General features: G+C 46.2%; 16 protein-coding genes. 5 read left to right on the plus strand and 11 right to left on the minus strand.

Annotation, left to right across the window (positions count from 1 at the left end):
- A complete protein-coding gene (locus MU515_RS12545) occupies positions 1 to 990 on the plus strand; it encodes a methyltransferase (RefSeq protein WP_260260766.1) in 990 nt (329 codons plus the stop codon).
- Positions 991 to 1,002: 12 nt separating this feature from the next.
- The gene (locus tag MU515_RS12550) at positions 1,003 to 2,184 is read left to right on the plus strand and encodes an MFS transporter (RefSeq protein WP_260260767.1); all 1,182 of its coding nucleotides are present in this window, start codon (positions 1,003 to 1,005) and stop codon (positions 2,182 to 2,184) included.
- Between the two features lies 1 nt (position 2,185).
- Here MU515_RS12550 and MU515_RS12555 read toward each other — a convergent pair whose 3' ends face one another.
- The 11 genes from MU515_RS12555 to MU515_RS12605 form a co-directional block, all read right to left on the minus strand.
- Positions 2,186 to 3,133 (minus strand): helix-turn-helix domain-containing protein, encoded by a 948-nt coding sequence (locus MU515_RS12555; RefSeq protein WP_260260768.1) that lies wholly within the window; start codon positions 3,131 to 3,133, stop codon positions 2,186 to 2,188.
- Between the two features lie 299 nt (positions 3,134 to 3,432).
- Positions 3,433 to 4,851: an alginate export family protein gene (locus tag MU515_RS12560; protein ID WP_260260769.1), complete on the minus strand. Its 1,419-nt coding sequence runs from the start codon at positions 4,849 to 4,851 to the stop codon at positions 3,433 to 3,435.
- A gap of 101 nt (positions 4,852 to 4,952) precedes the next feature.
- Positions 4,953 to 6,536: a PTS transporter subunit EIIC gene (locus MU515_RS12565; RefSeq protein WP_260260770.1), complete on the minus strand. Its 1,584-nt coding sequence runs from the start codon at positions 6,534 to 6,536 to the stop codon at positions 4,953 to 4,955.
- 3 nt (positions 6,537 to 6,539) lie between these two features.
- Positions 6,540 to 7,946, minus strand: coding sequence for a Sapep family Mn(2+)-dependent dipeptidase (locus MU515_RS12570; RefSeq protein WP_260260771.1), 1,407 nt, complete (start codon positions 7,944 to 7,946; stop codon positions 6,540 to 6,542).
- A 59-nt stretch (positions 7,947 to 8,005) separates the two neighbouring features.
- Positions 8,006 to 8,701 carry a ribose-5-phosphate isomerase RpiA gene (rpiA, locus tag MU515_RS12575; RefSeq protein WP_260260772.1) on the minus strand — a complete coding sequence of 232 codons (696 nt, stop codon included), beginning with the start codon at positions 8,699 to 8,701 and terminating at the stop codon, positions 8,006 to 8,008.
- On the minus strand, positions 8,701 to 10,698 hold the full coding sequence (tkt, locus tag MU515_RS12580) for a transketolase (protein ID WP_260260773.1): 1,998 nt from the start codon (positions 10,696 to 10,698) through the stop codon (positions 8,701 to 8,703). The genes rpiA and tkt overlap by 1 nt, the downstream gene beginning before the upstream one ends.
- Before the next feature lie 12 nt (positions 10,699 to 10,710).
- Positions 10,711 to 11,664 carry a transaldolase gene (tal, locus tag MU515_RS12585; protein ID WP_260260774.1) on the minus strand — a complete coding sequence of 318 codons (954 nt, stop codon included), beginning with the start codon at positions 11,662 to 11,664 and terminating at the stop codon, positions 10,711 to 10,713.
- On the minus strand, positions 11,661 to 12,404 hold the full coding sequence (locus MU515_RS12590) for an HAD family hydrolase (protein WP_260260775.1): 744 nt from the start codon (positions 12,402 to 12,404) through the stop codon (positions 11,661 to 11,663). The genes tal and MU515_RS12590 overlap by 4 nt, the downstream gene beginning before the upstream one ends.
- Before the next feature lie 23 nt (positions 12,405 to 12,427).
- Entirely contained in the window at positions 12,428 to 13,585 is a 1,158-nt protein-coding gene (locus MU515_RS12595; protein WP_260260776.1) for an iron-containing alcohol dehydrogenase, read from the minus strand.
- A gap of 83 nt (positions 13,586 to 13,668) precedes the next feature.
- A complete protein-coding gene (locus MU515_RS12600) occupies positions 13,669 to 14,379 on the minus strand; it encodes a ribulose-phosphate 3-epimerase (protein ID WP_260260777.1) in 711 nt (236 codons plus the stop codon).
- A 9-nt stretch (positions 14,380 to 14,388) separates the two neighbouring features.
- A complete protein-coding gene (locus MU515_RS12605; RefSeq protein ID WP_260260778.1) occupies positions 14,389 to 15,231 on the minus strand; it encodes an HAD family hydrolase in 843 nt (280 codons plus the stop codon).
- Positions 15,232 to 15,444: 213 nt separating this feature from the next.
- Here MU515_RS12605 and ulaR point away from each other — a divergent pair, with 213 nt between their 5' ends.
- From ulaR to MU515_RS12620, 3 genes are all read left to right on the plus strand, one after another.
- A complete protein-coding gene (gene ulaR, locus MU515_RS12610) occupies positions 15,445 to 16,221 on the plus strand; it encodes an HTH-type transcriptional regulator UlaR (RefSeq protein WP_260260779.1) in 777 nt (258 codons plus the stop codon).
- A gap of 416 nt (positions 16,222 to 16,637) precedes the next feature.
- On the plus strand, positions 16,638 to 16,778 hold the full coding sequence (locus MU515_RS12615) for a hypothetical protein (protein ID WP_260260780.1): 141 nt from the start codon (positions 16,638 to 16,640) through the stop codon (positions 16,776 to 16,778).
- 10 nt (positions 16,779 to 16,788) lie between these two features.
- Positions 16,789 to 17,727, plus strand: coding sequence for a DMT family transporter (locus MU515_RS12620; RefSeq protein WP_260260781.1), 939 nt, complete (start codon positions 16,789 to 16,791; stop codon positions 17,725 to 17,727).
- The last annotated feature ends 10 nt before the right edge of the window (positions 17,728 to 17,737 follow it).

A 17,737-nucleotide genomic window follows, 5' to 3' on the forward strand; every position in this document is an offset into this window, starting at 1 on the left:
ATGACTTTTGCTAACCAAACCAAAATGTTTGATATGCTGCATCGAGCCCTAGAATGGCCATTGATCGAAGCCGGTTTACGAAGTGGGGTGTTTGACGTACTTGCAACGCCTCATACCGCTAAGCAGGTTGCCAGCAAGTTTAATTGGCAACTAAACCAAACCACTCTGTATTTGGATGCTTTGGCTAGTTTAAGCGTAATCAGCAAGCAACAAACGGTCTATCTCATTGCTCCCCAATATTCAGAGCTACTGATATCAAACCAGCCCAAATCGATGGAGTGCACCTTGCTTCATCTTAGCGCAATCAAGATGACGACAGCTGCCCAAATCCTATCAATGCTAAATAGTGATGAGCCACCTACCCAAGCAGTACATTTCGACGATGCTAACTTTTGGCAACAGTCGACCGCAAACTTGCGCTCATTCCATCGCAGTTTTGCTAGTGATTACTACGCTGCCCTGCTGCAAAACCAACCCTTTTGGCCACATGTAAACAGCTTTCTAGAAATTGGGGCAGGCTCTGATGAGTTAGCTCAAGTTCTTACCTATAGCAATCCCAAACTTGATTACCATATTTTCGATTTGCCCCAAGTGGTTGAACAACTCTCCCTTCAGTTCAACGGCAACGGGCAAATCATTTTTCATTCCGGCGATTATAACCATACTCAGCTCCCCCAAGGTTATGATCTGCTGTTTGCTTCAATGTCACTCTATTACGCTAACGATCTATCGAAGTTGATGAGACAGGCTAAGCAAGCCATCAATGACGGAGGCTGTTTTGTCAGCATTCACGAAGGTTTGACCGAACAAAGAACTCAGCCTCGACATCACGTTATTGGTCGATTTATCCCTGCAATGCGTGGTAATGATGTCTCTTTTCAACGTGGCGAAATTGCTCAGCACATGATGAAAGCCGGATTTACACAAGTGCACAGCCAAAGTATCACCACCCCATTTGGGCCAATGGAACTCGACATCGCATTCAAATAAGGAAATATAATAATGCAGCAGACTCGACCATTACTTTTTGCCTTAATCGCCAATGGCGCTGGCCACGCCTACTTTGCGATTAGTCTACCAACTATAGCGAGAAGTATGACCATGTCGGACATCAGTGTAGGCATGATCATGAGTCTATCCGCACTTTTGCTGATCATTACAGCCCCTATTTGGGGTTGGATGTGTGACAAGTTCGGTCGAAAACTGGTACTGACCATCGGATTGCTTTCTAGTGCCATCACCACATTTATGTTGGCCATGTTGATCGAGTTCGTTGCGTTACTGCCCGCACTGTTTGCCAACCTGTTGTTTACGATAAGAGCAGTGCAGGCTGGGTTGAGTGCGGGATTAAAGCCAGCAACCCAAGCGACTGTTAGTGATATCACTCAATCTAACAATCGCATGCAAGCGATGGGAGTAATGGGAGCAACGTTTGGTGCTGGAACCGTTATTGGCGGCTTAATGGCGGTGCTTAGCGGACAATCTTGGCTCGTCGAAGGTTTTATCGCTCTTAGCGCAATCATGGCTCTCTCATCGTTTTGGGTTATCGCTAAGCTACCAGAAACTCACAATCAAACCGTCACTGCGACCCGCCACTTTAATCTTAGAGCTGTTGCGCTCTATTTAGCTTCTACAACGCTCAGCTTGACCATCTATAGCGGCTTACAACCTATCACCAGTTGGATACTGCAAGATCAGTTTGCTCTTAATGGAGACCAAACCATTAAGTTTACTGGCGCTATTATGATGAGCAGCATGTTGGCGATGATAATGACTCAAATCGTCTTAAGCCGCTGCAAAACCTTTCATTTAGATAAGCAAAGTTCAGTAAGAAAAATCGGTAGCCTGATTTCGTCCATCGCACTGATTGCTTGCGTGTTTAGCTCAAGCACGCCGTTATTCGCTGCTTCAATGGGGTTATTGGGTATTGGATTGGGCCTGTTCTTACCGGCCAATTTGGCATTAATGACCGAGGCGGTCAGCCATCAACAACAAGGAAAGCTAGCGGGAATGAACGGGTTATGCCAAGGGCTTGGGCTCGCTCTTGGGCCAATAATGGCCAGCTTAGCCTACCAATATCACTATCAACTTGCCTATTATCTCTCGGCAGCAGCAATGGGGGCTTTACTGCTAATAACCCAACGTCAGGGCAAACCATCTCAGCAAAACTCCCACTCTATTTAAATCACGTGCAGTTACCCTGCTCAATACCTTTACGATACTCAGTTGGCGTAATGCCGTATTGAGACTTAAAGGTTTGAGTAAAGTGGCTGGCACTACTAAAACCACAATTCAGTGCAATATCGGTAATGGCTTGGTCTGGGTTCGCTAAATAGTTCTTTGCTCTCTCTAAACGGTGCTGACGCAGCCACTCGAATACAGTTTTGCCAAACTGGGATTTAAACTGACGATTAAGCCGTGCATGACTCATTCCCGCTTGTTTTGCCAAACTGTCTAAAGATGGAGGCTGAGCCAAGTTCTGGATTAATGCATCAATCACAGGTTGCAGGTTCGATTCTGATTGTTCATTTTGCGCTTGGTTGACTGGCGTTAACCAACGAGCGATCAATTCTAATGCTCTAGCTTCTGCTAACAACCTATCACTCACCGATAGCATCGGATTGCGCACTAGCTCAGCAATCCATTCCTCAGGTGACTGTTGAAACCCAAGCCGAATCATTTGGCTACCACATAGCTGCATAGGTTGCTCATCAGATTGGTGAAACGCTTGGTTGATTCGCTCGGTGGCGTACTTAATTACCGTCATTTTCGATAACGTGTTTGCTGGAGTAGTCCGCAAAAGTTCATCTTTTGCAGTACTCAATAACCAGACATCACCGGGTCTCACGGTACAACCTAACTGAGAAGTAACAAACTCAAACTGGCTGATACCTTCAACACCGAAAACCAACAAAGTGGTAGGTTTCGAATAAACAATACGAGAATGGTAAGGATTGGAAAACTGACATTCACTGACAGTACAACTAATGTCAGGACAAATATGAGCACTTAAGAACTCTGTTTGTTTAGCCTGTAATGGAAGTGAGTGCTTACGCCATTTTCCTTGTTCCCCAATCGGGCAATCTAAGTATTGGTCATCAATCAACCAAGGCTTATCTACCGAACTACCCATCCCCACATCCTTGTTACTGCTTCAATAACCAACAATTCTATTGAGAATGGATCTCATTTGCAAATCACCAGTAAACCTCGGCGAACCATCGTAAATCATAGAACTACACTCTTTACAGTATCAATGGCTCAACAACTGACGCAAAAAAATGCCCAGCTTTTGGCTGGGCGAAATATTAAAACGACAAGGGATTTTCCTAGGAAAGAAGGGACTAAATTGATGTTTGATTAATTCCATAATTAATCAAGTTGCCCACTCACCCTAAGGTGAACAAAAAGAGGAGTGGGCATTCACTTCGATTAGAAGTTGTAGATGAACGCTAGCTCGATACGAGCAATGTCATCGCTCGACGTACCTACTACATCACGGGTGTAATCACTTTCTAGCGCGTAGTACATATTCACTTCGCTCTTCAGGTTACCCGTTAGGTAGTTATGGAACTGTAGGTAGAACTGAGTGTATGCGTATTTTTCGTCTGAGTTTTCACCAAACAGCACATCTTGGTTCAACGTGTAGATTGCGTCTTCGGTATTAGCACGCCATGTCGACATGAAACCAGTGATGATGCTTTGTTTTGGCGAGTATTCGATCACTGAGTAACCACCAAACTGCATCGCGTTACCGTAAGCGCCATCGTGTGCGAAGCCAACTGGGTCGCCTGTCCATAATGGGTTAAAGGTATTCACTTTATCGCTGTTCGCATCTGAGCCTGATGCGTAGTGCAAGTTCATACCTACGCGGTAGTTCCAATCAGCTTTCCAGTTATAGTTGAAATCAGCGTAAGCCATGTAAGCAGAAATATCTTTACCTGCATGATCACCAAACTGGTAAACACCATCGACCATGTAACCGAAGCCTTCACTTACAAAATCATGAGCATGAATACCCAATACTTGAATATCAACATCACCGTCTGGTGCGTTCACAAAGCTTGAGTTAGTTAGCTCGTTGCTCATTACGTATGCTTGCATCGCACCAAAGTCCATACGCCAGTTAGCAAACAGACCGGTCGATTTCTTACCGTTAGTTTTGTCATCCCAGTTGCCTGCGAAACTGCCATCTTCAAACAGTGGGAATACTTCTTCACCGTAATAAGCATCAAAGTTGATGCCGTTCACTTTGTACTTCGCGCTCACCGCATTCCAGCTAGATTGCACTGGGGTTGGTTCGCGGTTCATCATCTGCCATTCGTTTAGGTAGATTTCTTGGCGGCCAAGACGTGTGCTTAGGTATTGCTCACCGTCATCAAGCAATTTGAATTCAGCGAAGAACTGGTGGAAGTCAGTACCTGCATCGTCTACCGGGCCTGCTGCATCAAGGTTGGTGTAGTTGGTACGAATTTCACCGAACATACGCATCCAATCTTGGTAGGTTACATCCGCAGAGAACTGCATGCGTGAACGCAGTTCATTGTCTTTGCGAATGTCAGAGTCATACATGTGATTCCAGCGGTTATCCAAAGCCACTTTTACGTTACCAGCAAAAGAGACTTTCCAATCGCCATCTTCTGAAATATCAAGACGCTTAAGTTTTTCAGAGAAGCTCTTATCCGCTTCTGCTAGGTTGTCGACATAGCTCCAATCTTCGTTAGCACGGTCGCCCCAGAACACAATTGGGCTGCGTTCTGGCCATGTTGAAGTTGGCGTTTCTGCCGCATGTAAAACACCCGAAACACACACTGCAAGTAGAGATAATGAACATTTTGTTAGAGTTTTCATCTTATGATTTCCATATTTTGGGCACAGGGATCCCGCCCTATGCCCCGTGGCCATAGGAGGGAGCTTGTTATTGTTCGCGTTTAATTTGGGATTAGAGGCGCTTAAGAATCGACGCCTAGTGCTTCTTTAATACCTGAGGCAATGGTGATGACGTTCGCGCCGTAGATAACTTGAATACCTTTTGGCATACGCACCACACCGATAGCGCTCAGCTCTTTTTTCCACACATCGTCACTTGCTGCGAGATTTTCGTCATGCAGTGACACACGTAGACGCGTTGCACAGTTAGAGACGTTTTCAATGTTCTCTGCACCGCCCAGAGCCTTGATGATCTCTACAGGTAAGCCTGCTGTGTTTTGCTGTTGTTTTTTCTTGAAGTCTTCTTTTGAGTACAGTGCGATATCGCCTTCTTCCTCTTCACGACCCGGAGTTTTAGAGTCGAACTTCAAGATGAAGTATTTGAAGGTGTAGAAGTAAACCACGAAGTACAGTGGAACAATCCATAGTAGTGCCCATGCATGTACCTTCTCAGGTTGCAGTAGGTTTGGCACCATGAACAGTAACTGGTTACCGTGGATTGATACGCCAAACATCTCTGTAATTACGTAAGCTAGGCCGTTTAGTGGCACGTGCACAGCAAAGAACAGGAATGGTTGAACAAATAAGAATGTGTATTCTAGTGGCTCAGTGATACCGATAACCGCTGCAGTGAACACTGCTGGTACCATGATTGCCGCGACTTTCTTACGGTTTTCAGTTTTAGCCGTTACGTACATCGCGTAAGCCGCACCTGTTAGACCACCAATTTGAATTGGAATACGGCCGCTGGTGAAGTTGTGAGTGATGTAGCCTGTTGCGTCTGGCGAGCTCATTTGACCGTTCATGATGTTACGAACACCTTCGTAAATCACACCGTCGATTTCCATTACGCCACCCACACGAGTGTACTCGATTGGGAATGCGATTAGGTGGTGAAGACCAAATGGCAATAGGCCTTTATCAAACACACCAAATAGGAATGAACCAAAGATGCCAGAGCTGGTGATTAGTGTTGTGATAGATTGTAAACCGCCTGCAATTGGTGGCCATGCGTAGTATGCGATCAAGCTGATTGGCATAATCGCCATGTAAGCAAAAATCACGACCGCGCGAGGGCCAGAGAAGAAGCTTAGCATTGAAGGCATTTCATATTTGTAGAAACGGTTGTGTAGCGCAGCCGTGATACAACCAACGATGATACCGCTGAAGATACCCATGTTGTATGAGAACACGCCTAGGTTTTCACCCCATAGAGAGTTGAAGTTTTGCGCTGCTACTTTTTCGTAACCCATGTTGTTTACTAGGTAATCAACACTAATGGTGTCTGGTGTCCAACCGTTGAAGGCTGCAATCGAGCCAATCGCCACGTTGAAACACATAAACATAGTGAAACCAGTGAAGGCTGCCCAGCCTTTTTCTGCTTTCGACAGAGCGAATGCCAAACCAATGGCAAAGAATGGGGGTAGGTTACGCATAACCATCAAACCAAGATCTAACATTAGTTTGAAGAATGCATAGATTACAGAGTCTTGCGATAACATCTGGTTAACCACGCCTGCACCTACACCAATGTAGATACCAGCGATGACTAGTACGATGATGGATACCATCATACCACCGGCAAGTGCTTGAACCTTATCTCTCATAATTTACTCCTGAAATGATATGAGAACTTTCACGTATATCGTTATTGCTTTTATCAACGACTCAAGGCTGAGCTGTTCATTCGGCTCATGCACAAAAGTCACTTCTCCAGGGAAAGTTGGTCCAAATGCCACCCCATGCTCTAACGCACGCGCATACGAGGCCGCGCCTTTGCTAAAGCATTCTGCGTCCATTCCTGTAACGTCGGAATAAGCTTTCCCCATCGTCTGGATAAGGGCACTTTCGGGTGAGAGGTAAGATAAGGGTAAGTACTGCTGCTCGATAAAGTTCACTCCAGCTTGTTGGGATAAAGCGCGGAGTTGGGAACGAACTTGTTCGATCGTCAGGCCTTTAGGAAACCGAAAATCAAAATCCAAGTTGTAGCCATGAGAATCCAAATTGATGGCTGAAACGCAACTGGTGGTTGGCCCCATTTCATCATCTTGGTGGTTAAGCTCTAACTTGTGGCCATCGTGGCTATTTGCAAAGTGGGAGTTAAGCAAATTGACCAAATGTGCCGAGTTAGCATCTAACCCATCTACATGGCGCATAATGTCGATAAACTTGTCCATACAATTATCAACTTTATGCGGATTGCGGGATTTCTCCCACGGCGTTGAAAACTCAACGCGATGATATGACTGACAATCAATCACATCAGCAAAAGCAGCAAATTTCTGCGCTACTTTTGCAGCTTCAGAGCCCGCCAGTTCTGCGCTTAAGTGATGGCAAGTCGAGGTACGATCTCGCTCACTTTCCAGCTTAATGATCTGGCAAGTTCCTTTGGTGCTAGTTTGAGCAAACGCTCTCTCTAGCGATGCATACAGAATGCCTTTTTCACCATTGACGATTGGGAAGTCGCCGTCAGGTGAAAAGCCAAAATCTGGCTGCGGGTTGTGTTTAAAGTAATGCTCTACACATTCCCAAGTTGTCTCTTCTGCGCCACCAATGATCACGCGGATCTTTTTGGTTAACGGCACATCCATTTGTTTAAACAACTTGAGGATGTACAAGCTGGCCATTAATGGCCCTTTGTTGTCTGTCACACCACGGCCAAACAGCAAATTACCTTCACGAGTCATTTGGTAAGGCGGTGTACGCCACTGTGCTTCATCCCCTGCTGACACCACGTCTACGTGATGCAGCAGAGCAATTTCTTGATCACCTTGGCCAACACTAATATCTAATGCGTAGCCTTGGTGATCGCGCACTTCTAACCCATTTTTTTGAGCAAACTCAATCAAATAATCAAACGCTCTACGAATCGGCTGACCAAATGGCGCAAGCTCAGTTCGGCTTGCCAAATCGCGTACTGATGGAATCGCAATCAGACCCGATAAGTCATTGAGCATCTCATCAATATGAGGCTCAAGATACTTTATAAATTGGTCTGAAAACTTGCTGTCCATCATGTTTATTTCCTCAAATCCTCGTCAAAAATAGGGTTATTGATAAAGTTGTAATCAAGGTCTCATTTTGCCGCTATCCAACGCACACCAAGTGAGTTAGAAAACGCCATAAAGTTCGCTTTTCGACGAGAAAAAATGCCATTCTCGACCACACCAGGAATGCTGTTTAGCGCTGATTCCAACTGGGATGAATGAGTTATATCCAACCCAGAAACATCAAGAATAATATTGCCATTATCGGTAACACAATTCGCGCGTTGAACAGGCTCTCCACCGAGTGCTTTTAACGCCAAAATCGCTGGCATTTTCGCAGCGGGTAGCACTTCTATCGGCAATGGGAATTTACCGAGTGCTTCCACCAAGCGACCTTCGTCAGAAATGGTGATAAAACAGCTCGCCATGGTGGCGATCACCTTCTCTCTCGCTAGTGCTGCGCCGCCACCTTTGATAGTAGTGCCATCACTTAAGCCTTCATCAATGCCATCTACGTAAAAATCCACATGCTCACACTGCGCTAATGGCAGCTCTTTGAGCCCTGCTGATTGAATGGCGTTAGATGAACGATCCGAGCTTGATACGCAGTAAGCGAACGGCAATTGGCTCTCTGCGAGCAATTGAACGAACACTTCCGCTGTTGCGCCTGTGCCGATACCAATAACAGTGTCAGCATGGATGTGTTGCTTAATGTGGTTTAAGGCAGCCTTTGCTGCCTTAGTTCTTAAGCATTCATCCACTTGGTTAGTGATGAATGATTCCATTACGCGCGCTCCATCAATCGCTGCGCTGTTTCTACAACGTTCGCAACGGTAAAGCCGAACATCTCAAACAGTTGCTCTGCTGGCGCTGACTCACCAAAGCTCGTCATACCAATGATCTCACCTTGCAAGCCTGCGTACTTGAACCAGTAATCTTTGATACCTGCTTCAATCGCAATACGCTTAGTCACATTGCTTGGTAGCACTTGTTGTTGGTATTCCGCACTTTGCTTATCAAATACGTCAGTTGCTGGCATAGAAACCACGCGAACTCGTGCGCCTGTTAACTGCGCTTTCGCTTCCATCGCTAGGGCCACTTCTGAACCGGTAGCGATAAGAATCAGCTCTGGCTCACCCTCACAATCAGATAGGATATAACCACCCTTCGCGACGTTTGCCAGCATGGCTTCATCACGTTCAAACTGAACAAGGTTCTGGCGAGAGAAGATTAGCGATGTTGGGCCATCTTTGCGCTCAACCGCGGCTTTCCACGCAACCGCTGTTTCAACTTGGTCACATGGGCGCCATGTGCTCATGTTTGGTGTTAAACGCAGTGACGCGATTTGCTCTACTGGTTGGTGCGTTGGGCCATCTTCACCTAGACCAATCGAGTCATGGGTGTAAACGAAGATACTGCGCTGCTTCATCAGTGCCGCCATACGTAGCGCGTTACGTGCGTATTCCATAAACATCAGGAACGTGCCGCCGTAAGGGATAAAGCCACCATGCAGTGCGATGCCGTTCATCATTGCTGACATTGCAAACTCACGCACGCCATAGCTTAGGTAGTTACCCGATGCGTCTTGCGCGGTGATCGCTTTAGAGCCAGACCAGTTAGTTAAGTTTGACGGCGTTAAGTCTGCCGAACCACCTAAGAACTCAGGTAAGTGCGAACCAAACGCTTCAATCGCATTTTGTGATGCTTTGCGAGTCGCAATCGTTGCTGGGTTAGCTTGCAAAGTCTCAATGACATCTTGACTGATTTGCGCCCAGTTCTCTGGCAACTCACCGTTTACGCGGCGGTTAAACTCAGCTGCTAGCTCAGGGTATTCTGCTTGGTATGCAGCAAAACGGTTCGCCCATTGTGCTTCCGCATCTTTACCGGCTTGTTTGGCATCCCACTCTTGGTAGATTTCATGTGGAATTTCAAACGGTGCGTAATCCCAACCTAGGTTTAGTCGCACTAATGCCACTTCATCTTCACCTAGCGGCGCGCCGTGACAATCGTGGCTTGCTGATTTGTTTGGTGAGCCAAAACCAATGATAGTTTTGCAACAAATCAGCGTTGGTTTGCCGGTTTCTGCTTGCGCGTCTAGAATCGCTTGGCGAATCGCTTCTGCATTGTGGCCATCAACATCAGAGATTACGTGCCAACCGTAAGCTTCAAAACGTTTTGGTGTATCGTCTGAGAACCACCCTTCCACATGGCCATCAATTGAGATGCCGTTGTCATCCCAAAACGCAATAAGCTTGCCTAGGCCAAGTGTGCCTGCCAGTGAACACGCTTCATGAGAAATACCTTCCATCATGCAGCCGTCACCCATGAACACGTAAGTGTGGTGGTCAACAACGTCATGGCCCGGGCGGTTAAACTGCTCAGCCAATACTTTCTCAGCCAATGCCATACCCACGCCGTTGGTGATGCCTTGGCCTAGTGGGCCAGTCGTCGTTTCTACACCCGGCGCATAGCCATACTCTGGGTGGCCTGCTGTTTTCGCATGAAGCTGGCGGAAAGATTGGATATCTTCCATCGTCAGATCGTAGCCAGAAAGGTGCAGCAAGCTGTAAATCAGCATTGAACCGTGACCATTAGAAAGAATGAAACGGTCACGATCAGGCCAATTTGGGTTAGTTGGGTTGTGCTTTAGAAAATCACGCCAAAGCACTTCAGCAATATCCGCCATACCCATAGGTGCGCCCGGGTGGCCAGAGCCCGCCTTTTGCACCGCATCCATACTCAGTACGCGAATCGTATCTGCAAGTTTATTACGAGAAATCATTGCCAATACTCCTTACAGACGCGCTTCAATCATGGTTTCTAACTTGCCTTGGTCTACAGCAAAGTTACGAATACCTTCAGACAGTTTTTCTGTCGCCATTGGGTCTTGGTTCATCTCCCAACGGAACTCAGCTTCTGTCATTGCGGTTGGTGCTGGCTGCACGTTTGCACGTTCTGCGTGAAGAGTCGGTTCAACTTCGCCTTCTTGCGCAGCCAATTGATCAAGGATTGCTGTGCCGATGGTTAAGCGGTCACAACCAGCAAGTGCAAGCACCTCTTCCGCATTACGGAAGCTCGCGCCCATCACGACTGTGTTGTAGCCATGATCTTTGTAGTAGTTGTAGATATTTGAAACCGAAACCACGCCCGGATCTTCATGCGGAAGGTACTCTTTCTTATCGGTATTGTTTTTGTACCAATCCAGAATACGGCCTACAAATGGTGAGATTAGGAACACGCCTGCTTCTGCACACGCTTTTGCTTGAGCGAAGTTAAATAGCAGAGTTAGGTTACAGTTGATGCCTTCTTGCTCTAGCACTTGCGCTGCGCGAATGCCTTCCCATGTTGAAGCCAGTTTGATCAAAATACGTTCTTTCTCAACGCCCGCTTCTTGGTACATAGCGATCAGTTTACGTGCTTTGACTAGGCTCGATTCTTTATCAAACGATAGGCGAGCATCCACTTCGGTTGAGATACGACCCGGAACGGTTTTTAAGATTTCTACGCCGATGTTTACCGCAAGCTTGTCACTCGCATCCACGATTTGTTGCGCTTTATCTGCGCTCTGTTTTTTTGCCCATTCGATAGCATCAACAATCAGGTGATCGTATTGAGGCATCTCAGCCGCTTTTAAGACCAATGAAGGGTTGGTGGTTGCATCTTGTGGTTGGAATGCAGCAATCGCGTCAATGTCGCCTGTATCAGCAACGACTGTGGTGTATTTTTTCAATTGTTCTAATTTGTTCATTGTTCTATCTCGATAAGTTGAATTATCAATTGCGCTAGCGATATCTGGCTCATAGACGACAACGCAATAGTGGCGTGTGAAACATCTAGGTGTTGAGTCAGTAGGTTGGTTACCGCAACCGTTGGAATACCTGCCGATCGAGCCGCTGTGATCCCCGGAGGTGAGTCTTCAAAGGCAATGGCTTGATGGGCAGAAACTCCCAATTTTTTTAGGCTGGTTAAGTAGACATCTGGCTGAGGTTTACGACGCTCAATGGCAATTTCTTCTGCGCCGGTATAACTCTCAAAGTAATGTTCTAACTTGAGGCGTTTTAGAATCGGCATGTAATGCTCATATTCAGAACTGGTGGCTAACGCCAGCTTAAGCTGCGCATTTTTCGCCGCTTCTAAATAATCACGGACACCGTCTCTTTCGCTTTGTTGTTCAATAAATTGGTAGGCAAGGTCTAGAACACGTTGGCGAATTTCATCATCTGAAATTTGCTCGCCAGAATGGGTTCTAAATAAATTGAAAAGGGCGGTTGCTGGCGCTGAGCTCCCAACTAGGCCAGCAACCTGGAGTGGCGAAACGTTCACACCGTATGGTTTCATCAAAGCTTCCCAGGCTTTGAACATACAGGTTTCTGTATCGACTAGTAGACCATCGAAATCGAAAATTAACGCTTTGATCTGGCCGCAGTGGATGTCCTCTCTGTCCGCATTCGCTGCTGCTTGATCAAGCTTGTTAATGCCGTTTTCCATGTTCTTATCTCCGTTACATTCTGCTAAGCCAAACTAGCGCGCAGAATGGTTTTCATTTCTTCACCAGATGTCAGTGGTAAGTTGAAGCAAAACGCTGGCTCAAGAGCTGTTACGTCTTCTTCTGTTACCCCTACTTGGCTTAAGTTATGTTCCAAACCGATTTGTTGTAGAAACGTCACCAAGTGCTGCGCCAATGATTGTGCTTTCTCTTCAGTGCTTCCCACGGCACCAAACAGTTCAGCCACTTTGGCATAGCGCTCTGGCTGTTTACGCCATTGCAGTTGGACATAAGCTGGGTAGACGACGGCCAACGTTAAGCCGTGAGGCAAGTTGGTTTTGCGGCTACCTAGAATCTCTCCCAGTGGATGCGGAGCACCTGCACCACCATTGGCCAATGAGATACCCGCTAGAGTATCGGCGCTGGCTAAGCGGCAGCGGCCTTCAAGGTCTGAGCCGTCTTTCACTACATTTGCTAGGTTCTCAACCACCAGCTTCATTGCTTCTAGCGCTAGGCTGTCAACAAGCGGTGATGGCTTAGTACCTGTGTATGATTCAAATGCGTGTGAGAAGGCGTCAAAACCTGTCATCGCTGTCATGCGCGGTGGCAGAGTGAGCATCAATTCTGGGTCAATAATCGCTTCACGCGGGTAGAAATCTGGGTGGAATAGCGTCAGTTTCGAGTGGCTTTCCAAATCCGTGATTACCGCTGCGTGAGTCACTTGTGAACCCGTACCAGACGTGGTTGGAATCGCAAGCAATGGCACAGGTGTCGCTGGCAGTGCTTTAATATCACCAAACGGTGAATCGTAATCAGCAAACCATTGTGACCACTGGATCTTTTCCACCTTCATCGCGGCTGCAATGATTTTTGCCGTATCAATGGATGAGCCACCACCGATGGCCAATACCACATCACAACCTGCTGCAACACCCACTTGACGACCTAATTCCACTACTGTGGTTGGTGGGTTTGGTACCACACCATCAAAATGGGTCACTTCAATATTGTGTTCAGCAAGCAAAGCAAAAATACGATCGTAAGCTGGTTTTACGGCTTCAAAGATTGGCTCTGAAACCACCAAGCAGCGCTGACCATATTGCGCCACCATTTGACCAATTTGGCTCACATTGCCCGGGCCAAAGCTCAGCTTAGTCGGTTGATAGTGATTAAAATGTGTCATGGTTAATCCTTGGTTGGTGTCGAGCCGGAGCATTTCGAGGGTGAATCAGCCCGACACCTTTATCTGTTTAGTGACTGTGTCTATTAAGCGATTTCAGCAGCAACCGCTTCTTCTGCTTTGTCTAGCGCTTCGCGGAAATCATGTACGCCCGCTGTGATGCCATCTTTGTGGCCGAAGATGTTGGTTGAAGCCACCATGACATCGATGTCTTCTTTTAGTAACGCTTCTAGGTTGTGGTTACGGATACCGCCATCCACACATAGCTCACAGTTAGGGTTGCGTTCGTTAATTAGCTGACGCGCTTCGCGGATCATTTCGATTGCAGATTCACGCCATAACCATTCATCGTTGTTCACGCCGTGGATTACGATGTGTAGGCGGTCTAGGTAGTAAATCGCTTCTTTAACGAAAGAAACCGGAGTGAAACAGCCAACTGTTAGACCAAACTTCATGTTGTAGTCGCGGCAATACTTCATCATGTAAGCCAGAGGTGCGCCCAAGAAGTTTTCAGCTGGAAGAATCAGCATGTCTGCACCCGCTTTCGCGATTTTCTCTACGAATAGACGGTCACAATCTTTGAAGTAAGCGTGTACTTCGATTGGTTTATCAGTGTATTGGCGAATACCTTCAACGATTTGGTGGCCACCCATTAGCTGCATGTTTTTCAGATCGTGCATATCTGCTGCATCACAGTGGATGTAGTCTGCGCCTGCATCAGACACTTCTTTAACGATGTCAGCGATGTGGCCGTAATCTACGTGTGCAAGACCTGCTGCGATTTTTACTTTTTTCATGGTGTTTCCTTAGTAGCAATATGAGTGTTGGCAAGTGTGTTGACCTTCAGACACAACCAGTCTGAGGTACTGTCCAATGCCGCAACCGTTGTTATCTGTGACAATGAGGTTTGCTAAGCCGCGCAAAGCAGGGCTAGCGTTAGCCATGGCGACAGGCTCTCCAACCACACGGAACATTTCCACGTCGTTGTCGCCATCACCAAAGGCGATAGTTTGTTTTGGTTTGATGTTGAATTGGTTTAACCAACAAAGTGTTGCTTGACCTTTGTTGACGCCATCAGCAGTGATATCTAGCTTATTTGGTGTCGAAAGATCCGCTTGTAAGTCGGCTTGAAGTGCATCGCGCAGCTGACAAAGTGCGACTTTGTCTTGGCTCGATACTAAAACTTTATATACGTCACCACATTGGCTTAGTAGCTCTTGAACATTAGCCACAATCTGGGTGTTTCCCGTTGCGCCTAACTGAGCTATTTGCTGTTTTAAGCCATTGAAATGAGAAGATTCTTGAGCCGCGTAAATGCCATTTTCGCAGTAAAGCGTAAAGTGGAACTGACCAAGGTTTAAGGTATCCAACAAAGATGCCATTACCTGCGCTTCAATCACTTGGCTATTCATGACGCGCTGCTGAACAGGATGGAACTGATAAGCGCCATTGCAACAGATAAGAGGTAGCTCAATACCCAGTTGCTTAGCGAAAGGCAGCATCAAGTTATGTGGTCGACCGCTCGCCAATGTGATTTGATAACCTTCGCTTACTGCTAGTTTTATCGCCTCTATATTGTTTCCGCTGATCTGATTGTGGTCATTTAGTAATGTGCCATCTAAATCAATAATGATTGCTTGATACTTCACCTTGGCCTCCCGTGACTCTTTGTGACGCAAAATGAATATATATGACCAATAAGCGTCACGTAAAGTCATTTTTGATTTTTTATGACTAAAAACATGCCAAAGATCACATTAAACGCTCACCAAAAGTTCATTAAACGTCAAAATGAATTTTAATTTGCTCAAAACGTCAAATTCGGTCAAAATAAACCAATCAGAAAGATCAAGGACTTAGTTATGAATGAAGCACAGCGTCATAGAAGGCTATTGGAGTATCTTGAAAACCATACTTACATCAGCACCAATGACTATGTAGAGATGCTCGACATCTCTCTATCTACTGCACGTCGCGATATCACCAAACTGGCAGAAGATGGCAAGCTGACCAAAATACGCAATGGCGCAGAAGTGATTCACACAGAAGAGAGTCATAGCCAAGCTCATGCAGCTTCGCACTTCATCCCTTCAGAGCGTGATATTCACAATTACGGTGAAAAACTGCGCATTGCTCGCGCGGCTTATGAACTGTGTGATGAGAATGACAGCATTGTAGTAAGCGGCAGTAATACCACCTTCTTAATGGGTGAGTATTTAGCTGGCCACAATATTCAGGTGGTCACTAACTTCATGCCATTGGCGTATCAGCTGATTCAAAAAAATCACCCAAGCCTGATTGTGTTAGGGGGCCAATATCTGCCAGAGCGTCACATCACACTCTCACCAGATACTGAATCAACCGACGATCATTCCAGCCGCTTTGTGTTCTTTACTGGCACTGGCGTGTCTAAATCAGGAGTACATACTTCTGATCTTGTGGTCTATATGGCTGAGAAAAAACTGCTTGAGTATGGCGCGCGTTTAGTCGCCATGGTAGATAGCTCGAAAATAGGTAAGCCGGGTGGAAAACTGCTGGCCTGCACCAGTCAACTGGATACTTTGATCACCGATCAAAATGCCGATCCAGAAACACTCGCAGCCCTAGAAGAGGCCGGTGTAAACATCATCTTGGTTTAGAGAGCGTTTCAATTCACTTTAAACAATCGCAGAGCCCTGAGTGATCATCACTCAGGGCTTTTTTCGATATTGCCTTCAGTATTACCTCAGAAATAATCTACCTCGTTTCAATCGCTACCTTCCAAACAGACGTCGAATAATCCTCGCCGCTATAACCTTGGCGAAAACCACAACTAAGACCACAAGTAAGACCAAAACGATGACCATCACGTTCAACGTGATCATCGCCGCAAAATAAACTCTGCTTCAAACTTGTTTCACCCTTGCAGAATTTGGCACTTTTTCGGCAGGTTTTGGCTAGTTATCCCTTAGTGATTGATGAATTATTAATGGGTAAATCGCAATGAGTAACCTTGGGTTAAAACTCTGAACCCCTTTAGAAATAAGGCTCAAGGACAATCACATAAGGAATACTGATGCTAACAGGTTACTGGTCAATCGATGCGTTCATCATCGCTAACGTACTGCTGTGGATACTTGTTGTTGTTGTCTACTTCAAGTACGAGAAGTCTGGTGATGGGGTGCTCGAAAAGGTCTCCAAAGTATCAAAAACCTAAGGAGTCAATTATGAACACCAAAACGCTAGGTTATACGACAATGATCGTGTCAGCCGCTTTAATGGGCTGCGTCGGACTTTTTGCAAGGAACATTAATACAAGTGGTGATGTCATCGCCTTTACTCGCATGATGGTAGGCGCAATCTGTATTCTTGCCATTCTTATCTATCAAGGGAAAGCCCATCTAATTAAAGGAACGAAACTGACCCCCGCCGTGATTGCCAGTGGTGCGTGTCTCGGGCTCTGTTTGGCAGCTTATGTCTCTTCAACCAAGTACACGACACTAGCAAACGCAGTTTTTCTCATTTACACCGGCCCTGTTTTTTCCACCATTTTGGCCGCCATTTTCTTAAAAGAGAAAATATCGAAACTCACCGGAGCATTGCTCACCGCAGTATTCATCGGCTGTCTATTTATCATCGGTATTATTAGCTATACCCCTGAAGGTGGCCTAACCGTATCGCTCTCCTTCTCGAAAGAAAATTTCTTAGGTGACATGCTCGGTTTGGCCTCTGGTATCGGCTATGGTCTCTATCTTTTCTTGAGCCGCTACCGTACCGATGTTGGATCGGATTCGCGCTCCTTCTTTAACTTTGCATTCGGTGCAATCGCCATTGGTATCTTCTTTGTTTTCAATCCACCGTCACTGGCTGAAATGGATACCAGTTCTTGGGTATGGCTAATTTCAATGGGCTTCTTTATTGGCTTTGGTGCACTTTCACTACTAACTATTGCTGCCAAGCACCTTAAAGCTGCCGAGCTCGCGTGTGTTTCTTACTTAGAAACCGTGGTGGGCGCAGGTATCGGTATCATGATGTTCGGCGAAAGCTTAACGGCACTGCAAACCTTAGGTGGCATCTTGGTTATTGGTGGTGGTATGGGTGAAATTGTCTTTACGATGAACAAGAAGAGACAAGCTAAATCTGCAGCCGTTCAGGCAAATCAATAACGCCGTAAAC

The sequence above is a fragment of the Vibrio intestinalis genome (genome assembly GCF_025195085.2).
Taxonomy (GTDB): Bacteria; Pseudomonadota; Gammaproteobacteria; order Enterobacterales; family Vibrionaceae; genus Vibrio; species Vibrio intestinalis.

Bases quoted from the DNA above. Each gene is read 5' to 3' on its own strand.
- MU515_RS12565 (WP_260260770.1), bottom strand. From the start codon at position 6,536: ATGAGAGATAAGGTTCAAGCACTTGCCGGTGGTATGATGGTATCCATC.
- MU515_RS12620 (WP_260260781.1), top strand. From the start codon at position 16,789: ATGAACACCAAAACGCTAGGTTATACGACAATGATCGTGTCAGCCGCT.
- MU515_RS12595 (WP_260260776.1), bottom strand. From the start codon at position 13,585: ATGACACATTTTAATCACTATCAACCGACTAAGCTGAGCTTTGGCCCG.
- MU515_RS12555 (WP_260260768.1), bottom strand. From the start codon at position 3,133: ATGGGTAGTTCGGTAGATAAGCCTTGGTTGATTGATGACCAATACTTA.
- MU515_RS12590 (WP_260260775.1), bottom strand. From the start codon at position 12,404: ATGGAAAACGGCATTAACAAGCTTGATCAAGCAGCAGCGAATGCGGAC.
- MU515_RS12545 (WP_260260766.1), top strand. From the start codon at position 1: ATGACTTTTGCTAACCAAACCAAAATGTTTGATATGCTGCATCGAGCC.
- MU515_RS12550 (WP_260260767.1), top strand. From the start codon at position 1,003: ATGCAGCAGACTCGACCATTACTTTTTGCCTTAATCGCCAATGGCGCT.
- MU515_RS12615 (WP_260260780.1), top strand. From the start codon at position 16,638: ATGCTAACAGGTTACTGGTCAATCGATGCGTTCATCATCGCTAACGTA.
- rpiA (WP_260260772.1), bottom strand. From the start codon at position 8,701: ATGGAATCATTCATCACTAACCAAGTGGATGAATGCTTAAGAACTAAG.
- ulaR (WP_260260779.1), top strand. From the start codon at position 15,445: ATGAATGAAGCACAGCGTCATAGAAGGCTATTGGAGTATCTTGAAAAC.
- tal (WP_260260774.1), bottom strand. From the start codon at position 11,664: ATGAACAAATTAGAACAATTGAAAAAATACACCACAGTCGTTGCTGAT.
- MU515_RS12560 (WP_260260769.1), bottom strand. From the start codon at position 4,851: ATGAAAACTCTAACAAAATGTTCATTATCTCTACTTGCAGTGTGTGTT.
- MU515_RS12570 (WP_260260771.1), bottom strand. From the start codon at position 7,946: ATGATGGACAGCAAGTTTTCAGACCAATTTATAAAGTATCTTGAGCCT.
- MU515_RS12600 (WP_260260777.1), bottom strand. From the start codon at position 14,379: ATGAAAAAAGTAAAAATCGCAGCAGGTCTTGCACACGTAGATTACGGC.
- tkt (WP_260260773.1), bottom strand. From the start codon at position 10,698: ATGATTTCTCGTAATAAACTTGCAGATACGATTCGCGTACTGAGTATG.